12 protein-coding genes are annotated in these 16,023 nt (G+C 65.8%); 9 read left to right on the top strand and 3 right to left on the bottom strand.

The features are described from left to right. Window positions 1–4: 4 nt before the first annotated feature. The 3 genes from QQZ18_RS13190 to QQZ18_RS13200 all read right to left on the bottom strand — a co-directional run bounded on the left by QQZ18_RS13190 (window position 5) and on the right by QQZ18_RS13200 (window position 3,274). The gene (locus tag QQZ18_RS13190; protein ID WP_284541385.1) at window positions 5–889 is read right to left on the bottom strand and encodes an ABC transporter permease subunit; all 885 of its coding nucleotides are present in this window, start codon (window positions 887–889) and stop codon (window positions 5–7) included. Window positions 890–924: 35 nt separating this feature from the next. Continuing rightward, window positions 925–2,076, bottom strand: a complete 1,152-nt coding sequence (locus tag QQZ18_RS13195) for an ABC transporter ATP-binding protein (protein WP_284541875.1) — start codon at window positions 2,074–2,076, stop codon at window positions 925–927. 106 nt (window positions 2,077–2,182) lie between these two features. Then, window positions 2,183–3,274 carry a polyamine ABC transporter substrate-binding protein gene (locus QQZ18_RS13200; protein WP_284541386.1) on the bottom strand — a complete coding sequence of 364 codons (1,092 nt, stop codon included), beginning with the start codon at window positions 3,272–3,274 and terminating at the stop codon, window positions 2,183–2,185. A gap of 364 nt (window positions 3,275–3,638) precedes the next feature. On the opposite strand from QQZ18_RS13200, the gene QQZ18_RS13205 reads away from it, so the two are divergent. The 9 genes from QQZ18_RS13205 to QQZ18_RS13245 all read left to right on the top strand — a co-directional run bounded on the left by QQZ18_RS13205 (window position 3,639) and on the right by QQZ18_RS13245 (window position 16,020). Continuing rightward, window positions 3,639–5,054 (top strand): glutamine synthetase family protein, encoded by a 1,416-nt coding sequence (locus QQZ18_RS13205; RefSeq protein ID WP_284541387.1) that lies wholly within the window; start codon window positions 3,639–3,641, stop codon window positions 5,052–5,054. A 155-nt stretch (window positions 5,055–5,209) separates the two neighbouring features. Beyond that, window positions 5,210–6,595, top strand: coding sequence for an aspartate aminotransferase family protein (locus QQZ18_RS13210; protein ID WP_284541388.1), 1,386 nt, complete (start codon window positions 5,210–5,212; stop codon window positions 6,593–6,595). A gap of 207 nt (window positions 6,596–6,802) precedes the next feature. Beyond that, window positions 6,803–8,098 carry an NAD(P)/FAD-dependent oxidoreductase gene (locus tag QQZ18_RS13215; RefSeq protein ID WP_284541389.1) on the top strand — a complete coding sequence of 432 codons (1,296 nt, stop codon included), beginning with the start codon at window positions 6,803–6,805 and terminating at the stop codon, window positions 8,096–8,098. Between the two features lie 183 nt (window positions 8,099–8,281). Beyond that, window positions 8,282–8,572, top strand: a complete 291-nt coding sequence (locus QQZ18_RS13220) for a DUF2849 domain-containing protein (RefSeq protein ID WP_284541390.1) — start codon at window positions 8,282–8,284, stop codon at window positions 8,570–8,572. Window positions 8,573–8,586: 14 nt separating this feature from the next. Next, a complete protein-coding gene (locus tag QQZ18_RS13225; protein WP_284541391.1) occupies window positions 8,587–10,242 on the top strand; it encodes a nitrite/sulfite reductase in 1,656 nt (551 codons plus the stop codon). After that, entirely contained in the window at window positions 10,232–10,984 is a 753-nt protein-coding gene (locus QQZ18_RS13230; protein ID WP_284541392.1) for a phosphoadenylyl-sulfate reductase, read from the top strand. The genes QQZ18_RS13225 and QQZ18_RS13230 overlap by 11 nt, the downstream gene beginning before the upstream one ends. A 3-nt stretch (window positions 10,985–10,987) precedes the next feature. Next, window positions 10,988–11,533, top strand: coding sequence for a DUF934 domain-containing protein (locus QQZ18_RS13235; protein WP_284541393.1), 546 nt, complete (start codon window positions 10,988–10,990; stop codon window positions 11,531–11,533). Between the two features lie 138 nt (window positions 11,534–11,671). Then, window positions 11,672–12,871, top strand: coding sequence for an efflux RND transporter periplasmic adaptor subunit (locus QQZ18_RS13240; RefSeq protein WP_284541394.1), 1,200 nt, complete (start codon window positions 11,672–11,674; stop codon window positions 12,869–12,871). Continuing rightward, window positions 12,868–16,020, top strand: a complete 3,153-nt coding sequence (locus QQZ18_RS13245; RefSeq protein WP_284541395.1) for an efflux RND transporter permease subunit — start codon at window positions 12,868–12,870, stop codon at window positions 16,018–16,020. The genes QQZ18_RS13240 and QQZ18_RS13245 overlap by 4 nt, the downstream gene beginning before the upstream one ends. Window positions 16,021–16,023: the final 3 nt, after the last annotated feature.

Genomic DNA, 16,023 nt, shown 5'->3' on the forward strand with positions numbered 1-16,023 from the left:
CTCCTCAAACCTTCTTCTGCTGGTTCTGGAAGATGACGATCGGCACCACCAGGATGATCAGGAGCACCACCGCCACGGCCGACGATACCGGCCAGTCGCGATTGTTGAAGAACTCGGCCCAAAGCGTCTTGCCAATCATCAGCGTCTCGGAGCCACCAAGCAGGTCGGGGATGACGAACTCGCCGACGATCGGGATGAAGCACAGGAAGCAGCCGGCAATGACGCCGGGCAGCGACAGCGGAAAAGTGATCACCCAGAAAGACTTGGTCGGCGGACAACCGAGGTCGGCGGCCGCCTCGAGCAACGTCGTGTCGAGCTTCTCGAGGGCCGCGTAGAGCGGCAGCACCATGAACGGCAGGTAGGAGTAGACGATGCCGATGAACACCGCGATCTCGGTGTTGTAGACGTGGATCTGCTCGTTCGGCCCGAGGATGCCCAGGCCCTGGAGGGCGATGGTGATGAGCCCTTCAGGCTTCAGGATGCCGATCCAGGCGTAGACGCGGATCAGGAAACTCGTCCAGAACGGCAGGATCACCGCCATGACCAGGGCGTTGCGTAGGCTCTTGGGCGCGCGCGCCATGCCATAGGCGATCGGATAGCCGACGATGAGCAGCAGTATCGTCGAGACGAGAGCGATCCGCAGGCTGGAGAGATAGGCCGAATAGTAAAGCGGGTCTTCGGTCAGGAAGACATAGTTGTCGAAGGTGAAATCCGTGAGCTTCGACCAGAGATCGCCGAGGCCGCCGATCACCGGCACGTAGGGCGGCATGGCGATCGCGGTCTGCGACAGCGAGATCTTGAAGATGATCAGGAACGGCGCAAGGAAGAACAACAGGCTCCACAGATAGGGAACCGCCACCAACGCCCACTTGGCGAGGAAGGGCCTCATCTCTTGCGTCCAGCGCTCCGCCATGGCCGGGTCCTTCACTTCAGCAGGATGATGCCGGCGTCGGCCGGCCAGGTCAGGTACACCTTGTCTTCCCAGGTGATCGGCCGTTCGACGATGCGGGTCAGGTTGGCAACGGTGGCCTTGACGATGGAACCACCGGCAAGGCGGACGCGATAGACCGAGATGTCGCCGAGATAGCCGATATCCCATACTTCGCCGGAGAGCACATTGGATGCGCCGGCCGGCGGCGCCTCGAGCGAGATCTGCACCTTTTCCGGGCGGATGGCGAAGCCGGCCTTGGCCCCGACGGCGACCTCGCCCGGCCCGGCCTCGGCGACGATCAAAGTCTCGACACCGGCACAGTGGAGCGTGACGGTTCCGTCGCCGACGGCCGCTACCGTCCCGTCAATCAGGTTGATGTCTCCGACGAAATCGGCGACGTAGCGGGACGATGGCTGTTCGTAGATTTCGGAGGCCGTGCCGATCTGGGCGATGACGCCGTGGTTCATGACGGCAATGCGATCTGAGACCGTCATCGCCTCTTCCTGATCGTGGGTGACGATCAGGAAGGTCATGCCGAGCTCCATCTGGATGTCCATGAGCTCGAACTGCGTCTCCTCGCGCAGCTTCTTGTCGAGTGCGCCGAGCGGTTCGTCGAGCAACAGCACCTTCGGACGCTTGGCAAGCGAACGGGCGAGCGCCACGCGCTGGCGCTGCCCGCCGGACAGCTGATGCGGCTTGCGCTTGGCAAACTTCTCAAGCTTGACCAGCTCCAGCATCTCGGCGACGCGGGTGTTGATGTTGGAGGTGTCCATGCCTTCCTGCTTGAGGCCGAAGGCGATGTTGCCTTCCACCGTCATGTGCGGGAACAGCGCATAGGACTGGAACATCATGTTGGCCGGCCGCTTGTAGGGCGGAATGCCGGACAGATCCTTGCCGTCGAGCAGAATGCGTCCCTCGGTCGGCTGCTCGAAGCCAGCGAGCATGCGCATCAGCGTCGTCTTGCCGCAGCCCGACGGCCCCAGAAGGGCAAAGAACTCGCGCTCGTAGATGTCGAGCGTCAGATTGTCGACGGCGGTGAAGTCGCCGAACCGTTTGGTGACGTTCTCAAAGCGGATGAACGGCTTGAGCGTCGGATCGTCCCAGGGCGCAAACTTGCGTTTGATCGGCCCAACCGCCTCGATCATCATCGGACCCTCGTTTTAACCAGCCTGACGTGCCACCGCCATCCGTCACATGCAAGCACCCGGCCAGACGGCCGGGCGCTTTTCGACAGTTCCTTGTGGACTGCTCTTACATGCCCGTCTTGACCGAGGTCCAGACGCGGGTCAACACGCGCTGTGCCTTGGCGTCGTAAGGCGTGGTCGAGAACAGGTTGGCCAGGGTGTCCTTGTCGGGATAGATCGAGGCATCCGACAGGATGGCCGGGTCGACGAACTTCTGCGAGGCGAGGTTGCCGTTGGCGTAGGCGACGTAATTGGTCGACTTGGCGATGACGTCAGGCTTCATCATGAAGTTCATGAAGGCATGGGCGGCATCCGGATTCGGCGCATCCTTGGGGATCGCCATGATGTCGAACCACATGTTGGCGCCCTCCTTGGGAATGACGTAGTTGACGGTGACGCCGTTCTTGGCCTCGGCAGCCCGGTTGCGGGCTTGCAGGATGTCGCCGGAGTAGCCCACCGCCAGGCAGATGTCGCCGTTGGCGAGCGCGTTGATGTACTCCGACGAATGGAACTTCTGCACGTAGGGCTTGACCGACGCCAGCAGCTTGCCGGCTTCGTCGATGTCGGCGGCATTCTTGGAATCGGGGTTCTTGCCGAGATACTTGAGAGCGGCCGGGATCAGCTCCTCTGAAGCGTCGAGGAACTGCACGCCGCAGTCCTTGAACTTCGAGACGATCTCCGGCTTGAACACCATGTCCCAGCTGTTGACCGGAGCGTCGGGCATGATCGCCTTGATCTTCTCGACGTTGTAGCCGATGCCCGTTGTGCCCCACATGTAGTCGATGCCATACTGGTTGCCCGGATCGTACTCGGCAACGCGGCTCGTCACTTCCGGCCACATGTTGGAAAGATTGGGCAGCTTGGACTTGTCGAGCGGCTGGTAGACGCCGGCGGCGATCTGGCGAGCCAGGAACGGACCGGTGATCACCACGACGTCGTAGCCCGAGCCACCGGCCAGCATCTTGGTCTCGACGATGTCCTGATTGTCGAACACGTCGTAGACCACCTTGATGCCGGTCTCCTTGGTGAACTCTTCCAGCACGGATTCGTCGATGTAGTCCGACCAGTTGTAGACGTTGACGACCTTGTCCTGGGCCGCGGCCCCCGTCGCGAGCGCGACCGTCAGCGCGGCGGCACCCAGAAGACGCTGTCTCACCATTTTCGTCATGCTCCCTGTTCCCTGTCGCGGCCGCCCCTCGCCCTCGCAATCGCAAAGCTGGCGGGGTCGCTCCGGCACTCTCATTCGTAGACCGGCGGGGGAATCCGGCGTTCTACGCACTCGGTAGTCGCGCGCATTTATGCACAGCGAGGGGGGGACGACAACTGGTCGCTGCCTATTTTCTGGCACGTGGCATTTTGTCACCACTGCCGGCACCGGCCGCATCCAAAATGCGATTGCGCCAGCGGGAAAATGTCATCACAAATAAAGGGTCTGCATTTTCCGAAACACAAAGGCGTGCGTTCGGACGGGCGGGATGGAAGAGGCTCCCGCCTTCGCGCGCCAGCAACGAAAGAAAGCGATCATGAGTCTGATTTCGGCCGAGCCCAAGGACACGCCGAGGGTCGGCGAACGCAACCCGGAGCGGGGCGTTGAAACCCTCGCCGAGGCCAAGATGTGGCTCAAGGAGCGGGGCATCGAAGATATCGAGTGCATCACGCCGGATCTGGCCGGCGTCGCCCGCGGCAAGCTGATGCCAGCCGACAAGTTCTTCTCCTCCACCGTCATGGCGATGCCCTCGTCGGTCTTCACCACGACCATCACCGGCGAGTATCCCGAGGAAGACGACGCGTTTCAACACGACCCGTCCGACGGAGACGTGTTCCTGAAGCCGGACTTCTCGACGCTGACCGCCGTACCCTGGGCATCGGAGCCGACGGCGCAGATCATTCACGACGCCTTCCACCGCGACGGCCGGCCGTTCGATCTCGGGCCGCGCCAGATCCTCAGACGGATCATCGGCCTTTACGAGCGCGAAGGCCTTCGGGCGGTGGTGGCGCCGGAAATTGAGTTCTATCTCGTCAAGCAGAACCTCGACCCGGACTATCCGCTGGAGCCGCCGATCGGCCGTTCCGGCCGTGCCGAAGCGAGCCGGCAGTCCTACTCGATCCAGCACGTCAACGAGTTCGACGACCTGTTCGACGATATCTACGAATTTTCAGAGAAGCAGGGCCTGGAGATCGATACGCTGATCCACGAGGAGGGGGCCGCGCAGATGGAGATCAATCTGCGCCATGGCGAACCGCTTGCCCTCGGCGACCAGGTGTTCAGCTTCAAGCGAACGATCCGCGAGGCGGCGCTCCGGCACAACATGTACGCCACCTTCATGGCCAAGCCGATGAGCCGCGAGCCGGGATCGGCCATGCACATCCACCAATCGGTCGTCAACATCGAGACCGGGCGCAACATCTTCTCCGACGACGAGGGAAATCCCACGCCGGCCTTCTTCGCCTTCATCGCCGGACAGCAGAAATATCTGCCGGCGGTGATGTGCATCCTCGCCCCTTACGTCAACTCCTTCCGTCGTCTGACGCGCGGCACGGCAGCGCCGATCAACGTTCACTGGGGATACGACAATCGGACCGTCGGCATCCGGGTCCCCAACTCGGGGCCCGGCTCGCGGCGGGTCGAGAACCGGGTGCCGTCTTCGGACGCCAACCCCTATCTCGCCATTGCCGCATCGCTGGCCTGCGGGCTCCTCGGGATGCAACAGCGCCTCGGTCCGGAAGAGCCGATCGCCGGATCGGCGCGTGACCTGCCCTTCGGGCTGCCGCGCGGTCTTCTGGAAGCGCTGGCGCTCTTCGAGGACAATGACGATCTCGCCGAGGTATTCGGACCGCGCTTCATGGCCACCTACCGGGCGATCAAGCAGCAGGAATACGAGACCTTCATGAACGTTATCTCCAGCTGGGAGCGGCAGCATCTCCTGCTGGCGGTTTGAGAATGTGCCGGCGCGCGCGAGCGCAAGGGCCGGGCATCTGATGCGGCGGTTGCCGTGATTGCCCTCAACACAAATGCCGGCGTCCCCATCAAGGACGCCGGCGACGCTTATTGATCTGCCGCCCTGCGAGCGGCCGCCTTTATTCAGAGGCTTCCATGCTTACCCACAACAAGTATCCCACCGAGCACTATCGCGCCCTCGACGCAGCGCATCACCTTCACCCGTTCTCCGACACCCGTTCGCTCAATGCCGGCGGCGTCCGCGTCATCGTCAAGGGTGAGGGCGTCTGGCTGACCGACAGCGAAGGCAATCGCATTCTCGACGGCATGTCCGGCCTGTGGTGCGTCAACATCGGCCATGGCCGGCCGGAGATCGCCGAGGCTGTGCAGCGGCAGATGGGCGAGATTTCCTACTACAACACCTTCTTCAAGACGACGCACCCGCCGGCCGTCGAGCTCGCCGCGCTGATCGCCGAGGTGACGCCCGAAGGGTTCAACAGGGTCTTCTTCTGCGGCTCGGGCTCGGAAGCCAACGACACCATCTTGCGGATGGTGCGAACCTACTGGACGACGCTCGGCAAGCCGGGCAAGCAGGTGATCGTCGCCCGCCGCAACGCCTACCATGGCTCGACGGTGGCCGGCGCCTCGCTCGGCGGCATGACGCCGATGCACGCGCAGGGCGGCCTTCCCATTCCCGGCATCCAGCACATCGGCCAACCCTACTGGTTCGACCACGGCGGCGACCTGACGCCGGCCGAGTTCGGCCTCAAGGCGGCGCGCGAACTCGAAACGGCAATCGACGAGATCGGTGAAGACAAGGTGGCCGCCTTCATCGCCGAGCCGATCCAGGGCGCCGGCGGCGTCATCATTCCCCCGGACACCTACTGGCCGGAGGTCGCCCGCATCTGCCGCGAGCGCGACATCCTGTTCATCTCCGACGAAGTGATCTGCGGCTTCGGCCGGCTCGGCACCTGGTTCGGCGCCGAGCATTTCGGCATGAAGCCGGACCTGATGCCGGTCGCCAAGGGGCTCTCGTCGGGCTACCTGCCGATCGGCGGCGTGCTGGTTTCCGACAAGGTGGCCGGGGTGATCGAGGACACCGGCGAGTTCAACCACGGCTTCACCTACTCGGCCCACCCCGTCTGCGCGGCGGCGGCCATCGCCAACCTCAAGATCCTGCGCGAGGAGAAGCTGGTGGAGCGCGTCCGCGACGACATCGGGCCCTATCTGCAAGAGCGCTGGCTGAAGCTCGCCGACCATCCGCTGGTCGGCGAAGCGCGGATGACCGGCCTGATGGGAGCGCTGGAGCTCGTTCCCGCCAAGCCGGCGCGCAAACGCTTTGCCGGCGACGGCAGCATCGGCCTCCGTTGCCGCGAGCACTCCTTCCGGAACGGTCTCGTCATGCGGCACGTCCACGACACCATGGTGATCGCGCCGCCCTTCGTGCTGAGCCACGAGGAGGCCGACGAGTTGATCCGGCTTGCCACCCTGACGCTCGACATGACGCACGCCGACCTGAAGCGCGACGGCCTCATGGGCTGAACCTGCACATGGCTTGGGCGGCAATCGCCGCCCCTGCCCAACTTTCGGATTCCTTAGCGCCGAGCGTTTCGGCTAGGGTGCGGCCAACGTAACGCGGACGACGCTGATGCGACCGGGAGGACGGCCCCGTGGCGCAGTTTTGGCCGGCCTTCCAACCGATGACGGAAGCCCAAAGCTTCCGGCAGACATGACTTCGAGACAACTCGCATGTTTTCCGCGCCAACCTTCATGCCCGCCGAGGGGCGGGCTCCGCATGCCGCTTCCTGGTATGCCGCCTCCTCGGGGGAAATTCCGACCTATCCGTCCCTGAAGGGCCATTGCCGGGCCGACATCGCCATCATCGGCGGTGGCTATACCGGGCTTTCGGCGGCTCTCTCGCTGTCGAAGGCCGGCTACAAGGTCGTCGTGCTCGAAGCCAACAAGATCGGTTGGGGGGCCTCGGGGCGAAACGGCGGCCAGATCCATCCCGGCCAGCGCCAGGATCCCGACTGGCTGGCAGCGCGGATCGGCGAGGGAGCGACGCGCGACCTTCTGCGGCTCGCCGACGAAGCGCGCGCCCATCTCGATCGGCTGATCGCCGAGCATGCCATCGACTGCGACTTCCGGCCGGGGCTCATCCACACCGTTCACAAGCCGCGCTGGGTCGAGGCGGAAAAGCGCCACGTCGATCACCTCCAGAAAAAATGGGGCATCGAGCGCCAGTTCCTCGATCGGGATGAAACGGCGCGACGGATCGGCACGGACATCTATCACGCCGGCACCTTCGACCCGCAGGGCGGCAAGCTGCACCCGCTGAAATTCGCTCTGGGCCTTGCCAGGGCGGCGGTCGCAGCCGGTGCGACGCTTTACGAAGACAGCCGGGTCACGCAAATCAGGCACGCGGCGAAGCCTATCGTCGTCACCGCCGACGGCGAGGCGATGGTCGACACGGTCATCGTGGCCGGCAATGGCTATCTCGGCGGCCTCGACGCCGAGACCGACGCCAGCGTTCTGCCGATCAACAACTTCGTGGTCGCTACCGAGCCGCTCGACGAGGTGCTGATCCCCGGCGAGGAAGCGGTGAGCGACAGCCGCTTCGTCGTCTACTACTGGCACCAGACGCCCGACCGGCGGCTGGTGTTCGGCGGCGGCGAGACCTACAGCCACGCCTTTCCCGAGGACATCGCGGCCTTCGTCCGGCCGCATCTCGCCCGCGTCTATCCGAAACTCGCCAACACGCCGATCAGTCACGCCTGGGGCGGCACGCTGGGCATCACCTTCAACCGCATGCCGTTCATCCGCCGGCCGAAGCCCAACGTGTTCATCGCCGCCGGCTACTCCGGACAGGGCGTGATGCTGGCCCCCTTCGTCGGGCACGTCATCGCCGAGGCGGTGGGCGGCAGCATGGGTAGGTTCGATGCGTTCGCCAAGGTGCCGGTGATGCCGTTCCCCGGCGGCACGCTGCTTCGCTGGCCGACCCTCGTTGCCGCCATGACCTGGTTCAAGCTGCTCGACAGCATCTGACCGAATCCGGCCATTTTTTCGAGATAAATAGACTATACACCTTGTAGTCTTTCAATAATGCGGCGGCGGCGGGATGTTTTTTTCGCCGCCGTTGCGCTTTTTGAAATGATGACGCAGGCCCTTGGCGAAGCAATCGACTATGTGTCAGTCAGGATTGCTAGCTTCGCGGACACCGGAATGCCAATGCCCGAGATTCTGACCGCCAACAGACTTTACGACGGCGACGTCGTCTATCGCACCGCCTTGGGCGAGTGGGTCGCCGATGTGGACGCCGCCGAGCTGATCGACGACGCCGCGCAGCTTGCGGTGGCCGAGACCGCCGCGCAGGCCGACGTCAAGGCGTCCAGGGTGCTCGATGTCGTCACCATCCCCGTCGAGGTGACGAACGGGCGCATCGTGCCCAAGCGCCTCCGCGAGCGCATCCGCGCCTTCGGCCCCACCGTCAAGTCCGACCACCGGCCCGGTGCCGTCTGAAGAAGGAGGCCGCCATGTATCGCTATGACGAGTTCGATGCCGCCTTCGTCCAGCAGCGCGTCGCCCAGTTCGCCGACCAGGTGGAGCGCCGCCTCAAGGGCGAGATCACCGAGGACGAGTTCAAGCCGCTGCGCCTGATGAACGGCGTCTATCTGCAGCTCCATGCCTACATGCTGCGGATCGCCGTTCCCTACGGCACGCTGTCGTCCGTGCAGATGCGCCGCCTCGCCCACATCGCCCGGACCTATGACAAGGGCTACGGTCACTTCACCACCCGGCAGAACATCCAGTTCAACTGGCCGGCGCTCAAGGACGTGCCGACCATCCTCGCCGAGCTGGCCGAAGTGGAGATGCACGCCATCCAGACATCGGGGAACTGCATCCGCAACGTGACGGCGGACCACTTCGCGGGCGCCGCCTTCGACGAGGCCGACGATCCCCGTCCCTATGCCGAAATCCTGCGCCAGTGGTCGTCGCTGCACCCGGAATTCTCCTTCCTGCCGCGCAAGTTCAAGATCGCGGTGACCGGCGCCGCTCACGACCGCGCGGCCATCCGCCTGCATGACATCGGCCTTGAGGTGAAACGCGGAGACGACGGCGGCATGGGCTTTGCCGTCCATGTCGGCGGCGGCCAGGGGCGGACGCCGATGCTGGCTCGCGAGATCGCCGGATTCGTGCCGGAGGCCGACATTCTCGCCTACGTCGACGCGATCCTGCGCGTCTACAATCTGTTCGGCCGGCGCGACAACAAGTTCAAGGCGCGCATCAAGATCCTCGTCCACGAGACCGGCATCGACGAGATCCGGCGGATGGTGGAGGAAGAGTTCCAACAGATCCGGGGCGGCGTTCTCGGCTTGCCGACCGAGGAAGTCGAGCGTATCCGCGCCTATTTCGCGCCGCCCGCCTTCGAGGATCGGCCGGCGGTTTCGGCCAAGCTGGACGCGGCCCGCGCCGCCAATCCAGCGCTCGACCGCTTCGCACGGCAAAATCTCCATCGCCACAAGGCGCGCGGCTACACCTCGCTCACCATTTCGCTGAAGCCGATCGGCGGCATTCCCGGCGACGCGTCGGCCGACCAGATGGACGCCGTCGCCGACATCGCCGAGAAATGGGCCTTCTCGGAAATCCGCGTCAGCCACGAGCAGAACCTCATCCTGCCGCATCTGGCGCTCGACGACGTGCCGGAGGTCTACAAGGCGCTCGCCGCCGCCGGGCTCGCCACCGCCAACGCCGGCGCCATCACCGACATCATCGCCTGTCCCGGCCTCGACTACTGCGCACTCGCCAACGCCCGGTCCATCCCGATCGCCTCGGAACTGTCCGAGCGGTTCGGCGCGCCGGAACGGCAGGACGAGATCGGGCCGCTGTCGATCAAGATTTCCGGCTGCATCAACGCTTGCGGCCACCACCACGTCGGCCACATCGGCATTCTCGGCGTCGACCGCAAGGGCGAGGAGTTTTATCAGATCAGCCTTGGCGGCAACCCGGACGAAAGCGCGTCGATCGGCGAGATCATCGGGCCGGGCTTTTACGCCGACGGCATCATCGACGCGGTCGAGACAGTTGTCGACACTTACATCAAGCTCCGCACCTCACCGGAGGAAACCTTCCTCGCCGCCTATCGCAGGCTCGGCGAGGCGCCGTTCAAGGAGGCCCTCTATGGTGCTTGACGCGCTCGGCCTTGCCGTCGATCCCGATCAGGGGCTCGCCGCCGAGGCACGCCTCCTCTCCGCTCGCCACGAGGGAGAGGAAGCGGAGGCGATCGTCGCCGCCGCGCTGGATCTTTACGCCGGCAGAATCGCCCTGGTCTCGAGCTTCGGGGCCGACAGCGCCGTGCTGCTGGCCATGGTGGCCGACATCGACCGGTCCCTGCCCGTGATCTTTCTCGACACCGGCAAGCTCTTTCCGGCGACCTTGGCCTATCGCGACAGATTGCTGGAGACGCTCGGCCTGACCGGCACCGTCTCCCACGGTCCGGACACCTCGGACCTTGCCGCCGCCGACCCGGCCGGCGCGCTGTGGATGGCCGATACCGACGCCTGCTGCGACATCCGCAAGGTAAGGCCGCTCGCCGCCGCCCTCGCGCCCTATGACGCCTGGATTTCCGGCCGCAAGCGCTATCAGGCCGAGACGCGGACGCACTTGCCGCTGTTCGAGGCGGCAAGCGGGCGCATCAAGGTCAACCCGCTGCTCGGCTGGGACCGGGCGCGCATCGAGGCCTATCGCGAGGCGCGCCACCTGCCGCCGCATCCGCTGGTTGCCGAGGGTTACCCGTCGATCGGGTGCCTGCCCTGCACAGACAAGGTGCGGCCGGGCGAAGACGAACGAGCCGGCCGTTGGCGCGGCAAGGCCAAGACCGAATGCGGTATCCATCTCGGCCAGCCGTCGGGCGCGGCCATTCCGGGGATTTGAGCCATGGTTGCCACCGCCATCGTGCCGCAAGGCGCCGCCACCAGCAGCTCGACGCCGGACGTCTATCGGGCGGGGCGATTCGAGCCCAACGACTTTGCCATCGCAGGCGAGGACAATGGCGGCGACGGCCTGATCCTCCCGCTCGCGGCGCTCAGGGCGACGCTCAATGGGAACAGCGCCGGCAATCGTCGGCTGGGACTGCTGTTCTCGCCGGCCGATCGCTTCGATGAGGTCTTGCCGCTCCTCGGCAACATCGCCGTCGTTGCAGTGGACTTCCCCAAGTTTGCCGACGGGCGTGGCTTCAGCCATGCCGCCCGCCTCGTCCGAGCGGGCTTTGCCGGAGAGATCCGGGCGGTCGGCGACATTCTGATCGACGAGATCCCGCTCATGCGGCGCGTCGGCATCTCGGCGTTCGAGGTCAGGAACGCGACCGCCCGCCGCTACCTCTCAGAGAAGCGCGACCCGTCCCCCAACCTTCACTACCAGCCCGGCGCCCTGCCCGAACCCGCGGCCGGCACGCGCCCCTGGCTTCGCCGCCGCACAAACTGATATCCGCGAGCCCTTGCACAGGCTGATCCGATGGAGCCGCACAGGCTTCACGTGTTACACTTGCGTACATTTCGCCGCTTTCATAACTCAAGTTATCCGGATTATCCCTTGGGCTACATCGCCGAAACGGAGCCGGACATGGCCTTCTGGAAACAACTGGTACTCGCCCTGCTCCTGGGGTTGGCCGGGATCATCGGCTGGGGCGCATTCGACCCGGCTGCGCGTCCCCGACTGACCGAGGCCGGCGTGCCGGGCGCCTTGCTGCCGGAATGGCTCTTTCTGGCGGCGGCCGACAACGCGGCGGCCGCGACGCCAAGGCCTGAAGGTGGGCGCAACGGAGCCGCGGGCGGCGGCGGTGGCAGGACCGCTCTGGTCGTGACGGCTCCCGTCGTCTTGACCGAAACCGCCGACCGCGTCAGCGCCATCGGCACCGCCGAGGCCGCGCGCACCGTTGTCGTCTTCCCGCGCGCCACCGGCATGGTGACCGAGGTCGCCTTCACCTCGGGCGAACGGGTCGAGGCCGGAGCCACGCTCGTCCGTCTCGACGACGACAGCGAGAAGATCGCGCTGGAGCAGGCGAAGGTCGCCTTGCAGGATGCCGATGCCAAGGCGACCCGTAACGAAAGACTTGCCGAGACGCGGGCGATTTCCGCCGCGGAGCGCGACACAGCCCGCTTCGAGCTCTCCAAGGCGCGTCTGGCGTTGCAGGAGGCCGAACTCAACCTCAGCCGCCGCACCATCACTGCGCCTTTTGCCGGCATCGTCGGCCTGACTTCGGTCGAAGTGGGTGACATGGTGTCGACGTCGACCGAGATCGCGACGGTCGATGACCGCTCGGACATCAAGGTGGAGTTCCGTGTTCCCGAGGCTTTCGCGGCCCGCGTCGCCATCGGCCAACCAATCGAAGTGGCGACGCCGTCGCAGCCCGGCGCCACCTTCAAAGGCAAGGTCACCGCCGTCGGCAGCCGCATCGAGGCCGACAGCCGGACCCTGGTCGCTCAGGCGACTGTGGACAATCCCGACGACGTGCTCCGGCCCGGCATGTCATTCGCCGTCACCCTCCGCTTCCCCGGCCAGCAGAAGCCTGCCGTGCCGGCGACCTCCGTGCAATGGGACCGGGACGGTTCCTATGTCTGGTCGATCGACGACGGCAAGGCAAAGCGAACCGGCATCGCCATCATCGAACGCAATGCCGACACGGTGCTGGTCAGTGGCGACCTCAAGCCAGGCGATCCGGTGGTGATCGAAGGCATTCAGTCGGTGCGGGCCGGCGCACCCGTGCGGATGGCCGGCGAGCCCGAGCAGCTCGCCGACAAGGCTCGGGACACAAAGCCATGAGCGGCCGCAGCCATGCCCTCACCGCGCTGTTCGTTCGCCGGCCGGTATTGGCGCTGGTGGTCAACGCCCTGGTGATCGTGGCGGGCCTTGCCGCCTACCGCGACGTGGAAGTGCGCGAGCTGCCCGACGTCGACCGCCCCGTGGTGACGGTGACCGTCGGCTATGACGGCGCCGCACCGGAGACCATCGACACCGACGTGACCGCCCGCGTCGAGTCGGCAGTGGCGCGGGTTGCCGGCGTCACCTCGATATCCGGCCGGTCGAGCTTCGGCCGATCGCGCGTCACCATCGAGTTCTCGGAAAACACCGACCTCAACGTCGCCGCCAACGACACGCGCGACGTGGTGAGCCGCATCCGAAATCAGTTGCCGGACGGCATCAACGAGCCGCAGATCGTCAAGGCCGACGCCGATGGCGATGCCATCATCCGGCTCGCCGTCACGTCCGACCGCGTATCGCTCGAGGAGTTGACCAGCCTCGTCAACGACAAGATCGCCGACGCGCTTGCCGCCGTCGACGGTGTCGCCGACGTCCAGGTGTTCGGCGACCAGGAGCCGGTATTCCGCGTCGACATTGACCAGACGGCGCTGGCGGCGCGCGGCCTCACCGTCGCCGATCTCACTCAGACGCTGTCCACGGTATCGATGGACAGCCCGGCCGGCGCACTGGCCAACCGCGACCTCAGCATGGTGGTGCGCGCCGACGCACGCGTCACCGATGCCGCCGGCATGGCCCGCCTCATGATCAACGGCACCACGCGCCTCGGTGACGTGGCGACCGTGTCGCTGGCACCCGACACCGGCACCTCGCAGCTCAAGATCAACGGCAAGGCCGGCATCGGCATGGGCATCGTCCGCGCCGCCCGGTCCAACTCCATCCAGATTTCCAGCGATGTCGCCCGTGTGGTCGCCAACCTGAAGCCGACGCTGCCGGACGGGGTCGAACTCGCCATCACCTCCGATGAGGCGCGCTTCATCAACGGCGCCCTGCACGAGGTGATCCTGGCCCTCGGGCTCGGTGTCGTCATCGTGGTCGCCGTCATCTACCTGTTTCTCGCCAACTGGCGGGCGACGCTGATCCCGGCCATCACCATTCCGGTGTCGCTCATCGGAACGCTGGCCGCGATGTGGCTGGTCGGCTTCTCGATCAACATCGTGACGCTTCTGGCCCTGGTGCTCGCCACGGGCCTTGTGGTCGACGATGCCATCGTCGTCCTGGAGAACATCGTCCGTCGGCGCCACATGGGCATGCAGCCACGCGCCGCGGCGGTGCTCGGCACCGAGGAAGTGTTCTTCGCCGTGCTCGCCACGACGGCAACCCTCGCCGCCGTGTTCGTGCCGATTTCCTTCCTGCCGGGAACCGCCGGCAGCCTGTTTCGCGAGTTCGGCTTCGTGCTGGCCATCGCGGTCACCATTTCAGGCATCACGGCGCTGACGTTCGCACCGATGCTGGCCGCGACCATCCTGCCGGCGGAAGACAAACAGAGGCGGGCGATCATGCCGCGTCTGCTCGGCTCGATCGGCCGGCCGCTCGCCGCGGTCTACGGCCGGGTGCTCCATGCGGCGCTGGCCGCCCCTCTCGTGGTGGTCGCCCTGTCGGTCGGCTTCGCCGCCGTTGCCTGGGGCGTCTTCCAGAGCCTGCCGAGCGAGCTGACGCCGCGTGAGGACCGGGGTTCGGTGATGCTGATGGTCACCGCCCCGCCCGGGATCTCCATCGACAACATGGGACGGCAGATGGACAAGGTTGCCGCCGTCGTCCAGCCCTATCTCGACAGCGGGGAGGCCACCGCCAGCTTCGCTATCGCCGGGCGCGGCGACGCCAACTCCGGCTTCATGATGCTGACGCTCGCCCCATGGGAAGAGCGGTCGCGCAGCCAAGCGGCGATCGCCGCCGAAATCAACGGCAAGCTTGCCGCCATCCCGTCCATCCAGGCGCGAGCCTTGAGCTCCAACTCGCTCGGCATTCGCGGCGGCGGCCAGGGCTTGCGCCTCTCTCTCGTCGGTCCCGATTTCGAGGGCCTTGCCAAGGTCGGCGACGCGTTCATCAAGGCGCTGGAGACGCGGCCGGAGGTCCGGAATGCCACCCTCGACTACCAGCCGACGCAGCCGCAGCTGTCCGTCCGCATCGACCGCGATCGGGCGCAGGATCTCGGTATTTCCGTCACCGGCCTCGCCCAGGCCTTGCAAGCCGTTCTGGACGGCCGCGAGGTGGCCGACGTTTCGATCGGCGACCGGATCATTCCGGTCAAACTGGTGTCGTCCGCCACGCCGATCGACGACCCGACCGACCTCGGCAACGTCTTCCTCCGGACCGGCGATGGGCGGATGGTGCCGATGAGCGCCATCGCCACGCTGGTCGAGGGCTCCACGGCGCCCGGCCTGTCGCGCGACGGCCAGCAAAGGGCGGTGCCCATCTCCATCGAACCGGCTCCCGGCGTGGCCCTGAGGCAGGCGATGGCGGTGGCCGATGACGTCGCGGCCTCGGTCCTGCCAGCCGGCTACGGCATCAAGCAGACCGGTGAGGCGGCGGCGCTCGCCCAGACGTCGGCCGGGCTTGCCACCACCTTCGGCTTCGCGCTGATCGTCGTGCTGCTGGTGCTCGCGGCCCAGTTCGAAAGCTTCGTGGCGGCCTTGATCATCATCACAACCGTTCCCTTCGGCCTCGCCGCCGCCGTATTCGCCATCCGCTTCACCGGTGGCACGCTCAACATCTACAGCCAGATCGGCCTCGTCATGGTGGTCGGCATCATGGCCAAGAACGGCATTCTGATCGTCGAATTCGCCAATCAATTGCGCGACGAAGGTCGTAGCGTCCGCGAAGCGATCGAAGCGGCGGCCCGCATCCGGCTGAGACCCGTGGTGATGACCATGATCGCCACCATCGTGGGAGCGGTGCCGCTGGTTCTCGCTTTCGGCGCCGGAGCCGAGGCGCGCGTCGCCCTTGGCTGGGTGCTGGTGGGCGGCCTTGGCTTTGCGACCGTGTTCACGCTGTTCCTGACGCCGGTCGCCTACCTGATGCTGGCGGGCCTTGCCAAACCGCGCGGCCACATCGAGCGCCTGCTGTCGGGCGAGCTCAGCGACGCCGAAAAGCTCGGCCTCACCGAGGACGAGATGGTTGGTCCGGAAAAGCCGAAGCTCGCCGCGGAGTGAAGC

Source organism: Pleomorphomonas sp. T1.2MG-36, assembly GCF_950100655.1.
In the GTDB taxonomy this organism is placed as follows: Bacteria; Pseudomonadota; Alphaproteobacteria; order Rhizobiales; family Pleomorphomonadaceae; genus Pleomorphomonas.

What these genes read in the sequence shown, in the direction of transcription:
- QQZ18_RS13190 (WP_284541385.1), bottom strand. Translation starts at nt 889, where the DNA reads ATGAGGCCCTTCCTCGCCAAGTGGGCGTTGGTGGCGGTTCCCTATCTG.
- QQZ18_RS13195 (WP_284541875.1), bottom strand. Translation starts at nt 2,076, where the DNA reads ATGATCGAGGCGGTTGGGCCGATCAAACGCAAGTTTGCGCCCTGGGAC.
- QQZ18_RS13200 (WP_284541386.1), bottom strand. Translation starts at nt 3,274, where the DNA reads ATGGTGAGACAGCGTCTTCTGGGTGCCGCCGCGCTGACGGTCGCGCTC.
- QQZ18_RS13205 (WP_284541387.1), top strand. Translation starts at nt 3,639, where the DNA reads ATGAGTCTGATTTCGGCCGAGCCCAAGGACACGCCGAGGGTCGGCGAA.
- QQZ18_RS13210 (WP_284541388.1), top strand. Translation starts at nt 5,210, where the DNA reads ATGCTTACCCACAACAAGTATCCCACCGAGCACTATCGCGCCCTCGAC.
- QQZ18_RS13215 (WP_284541389.1), top strand. Translation starts at nt 6,803, where the DNA reads ATGTTTTCCGCGCCAACCTTCATGCCCGCCGAGGGGCGGGCTCCGCAT.
- QQZ18_RS13220 (WP_284541390.1), top strand. Translation starts at nt 8,282, where the DNA reads ATGCCCGAGATTCTGACCGCCAACAGACTTTACGACGGCGACGTCGTC.
- QQZ18_RS13225 (WP_284541391.1), top strand. Translation starts at nt 8,587, where the DNA reads ATGTATCGCTATGACGAGTTCGATGCCGCCTTCGTCCAGCAGCGCGTC.
- QQZ18_RS13230 (WP_284541392.1), top strand. Translation starts at nt 10,232, where the DNA reads ATGGTGCTTGACGCGCTCGGCCTTGCCGTCGATCCCGATCAGGGGCTC.
- QQZ18_RS13235 (WP_284541393.1), top strand. Translation starts at nt 10,988, where the DNA reads ATGGTTGCCACCGCCATCGTGCCGCAAGGCGCCGCCACCAGCAGCTCG.
- QQZ18_RS13240 (WP_284541394.1), top strand. Translation starts at nt 11,672, where the DNA reads ATGGCCTTCTGGAAACAACTGGTACTCGCCCTGCTCCTGGGGTTGGCC.
- QQZ18_RS13245 (WP_284541395.1), top strand. Translation starts at nt 12,868, where the DNA reads ATGAGCGGCCGCAGCCATGCCCTCACCGCGCTGTTCGTTCGCCGGCCG.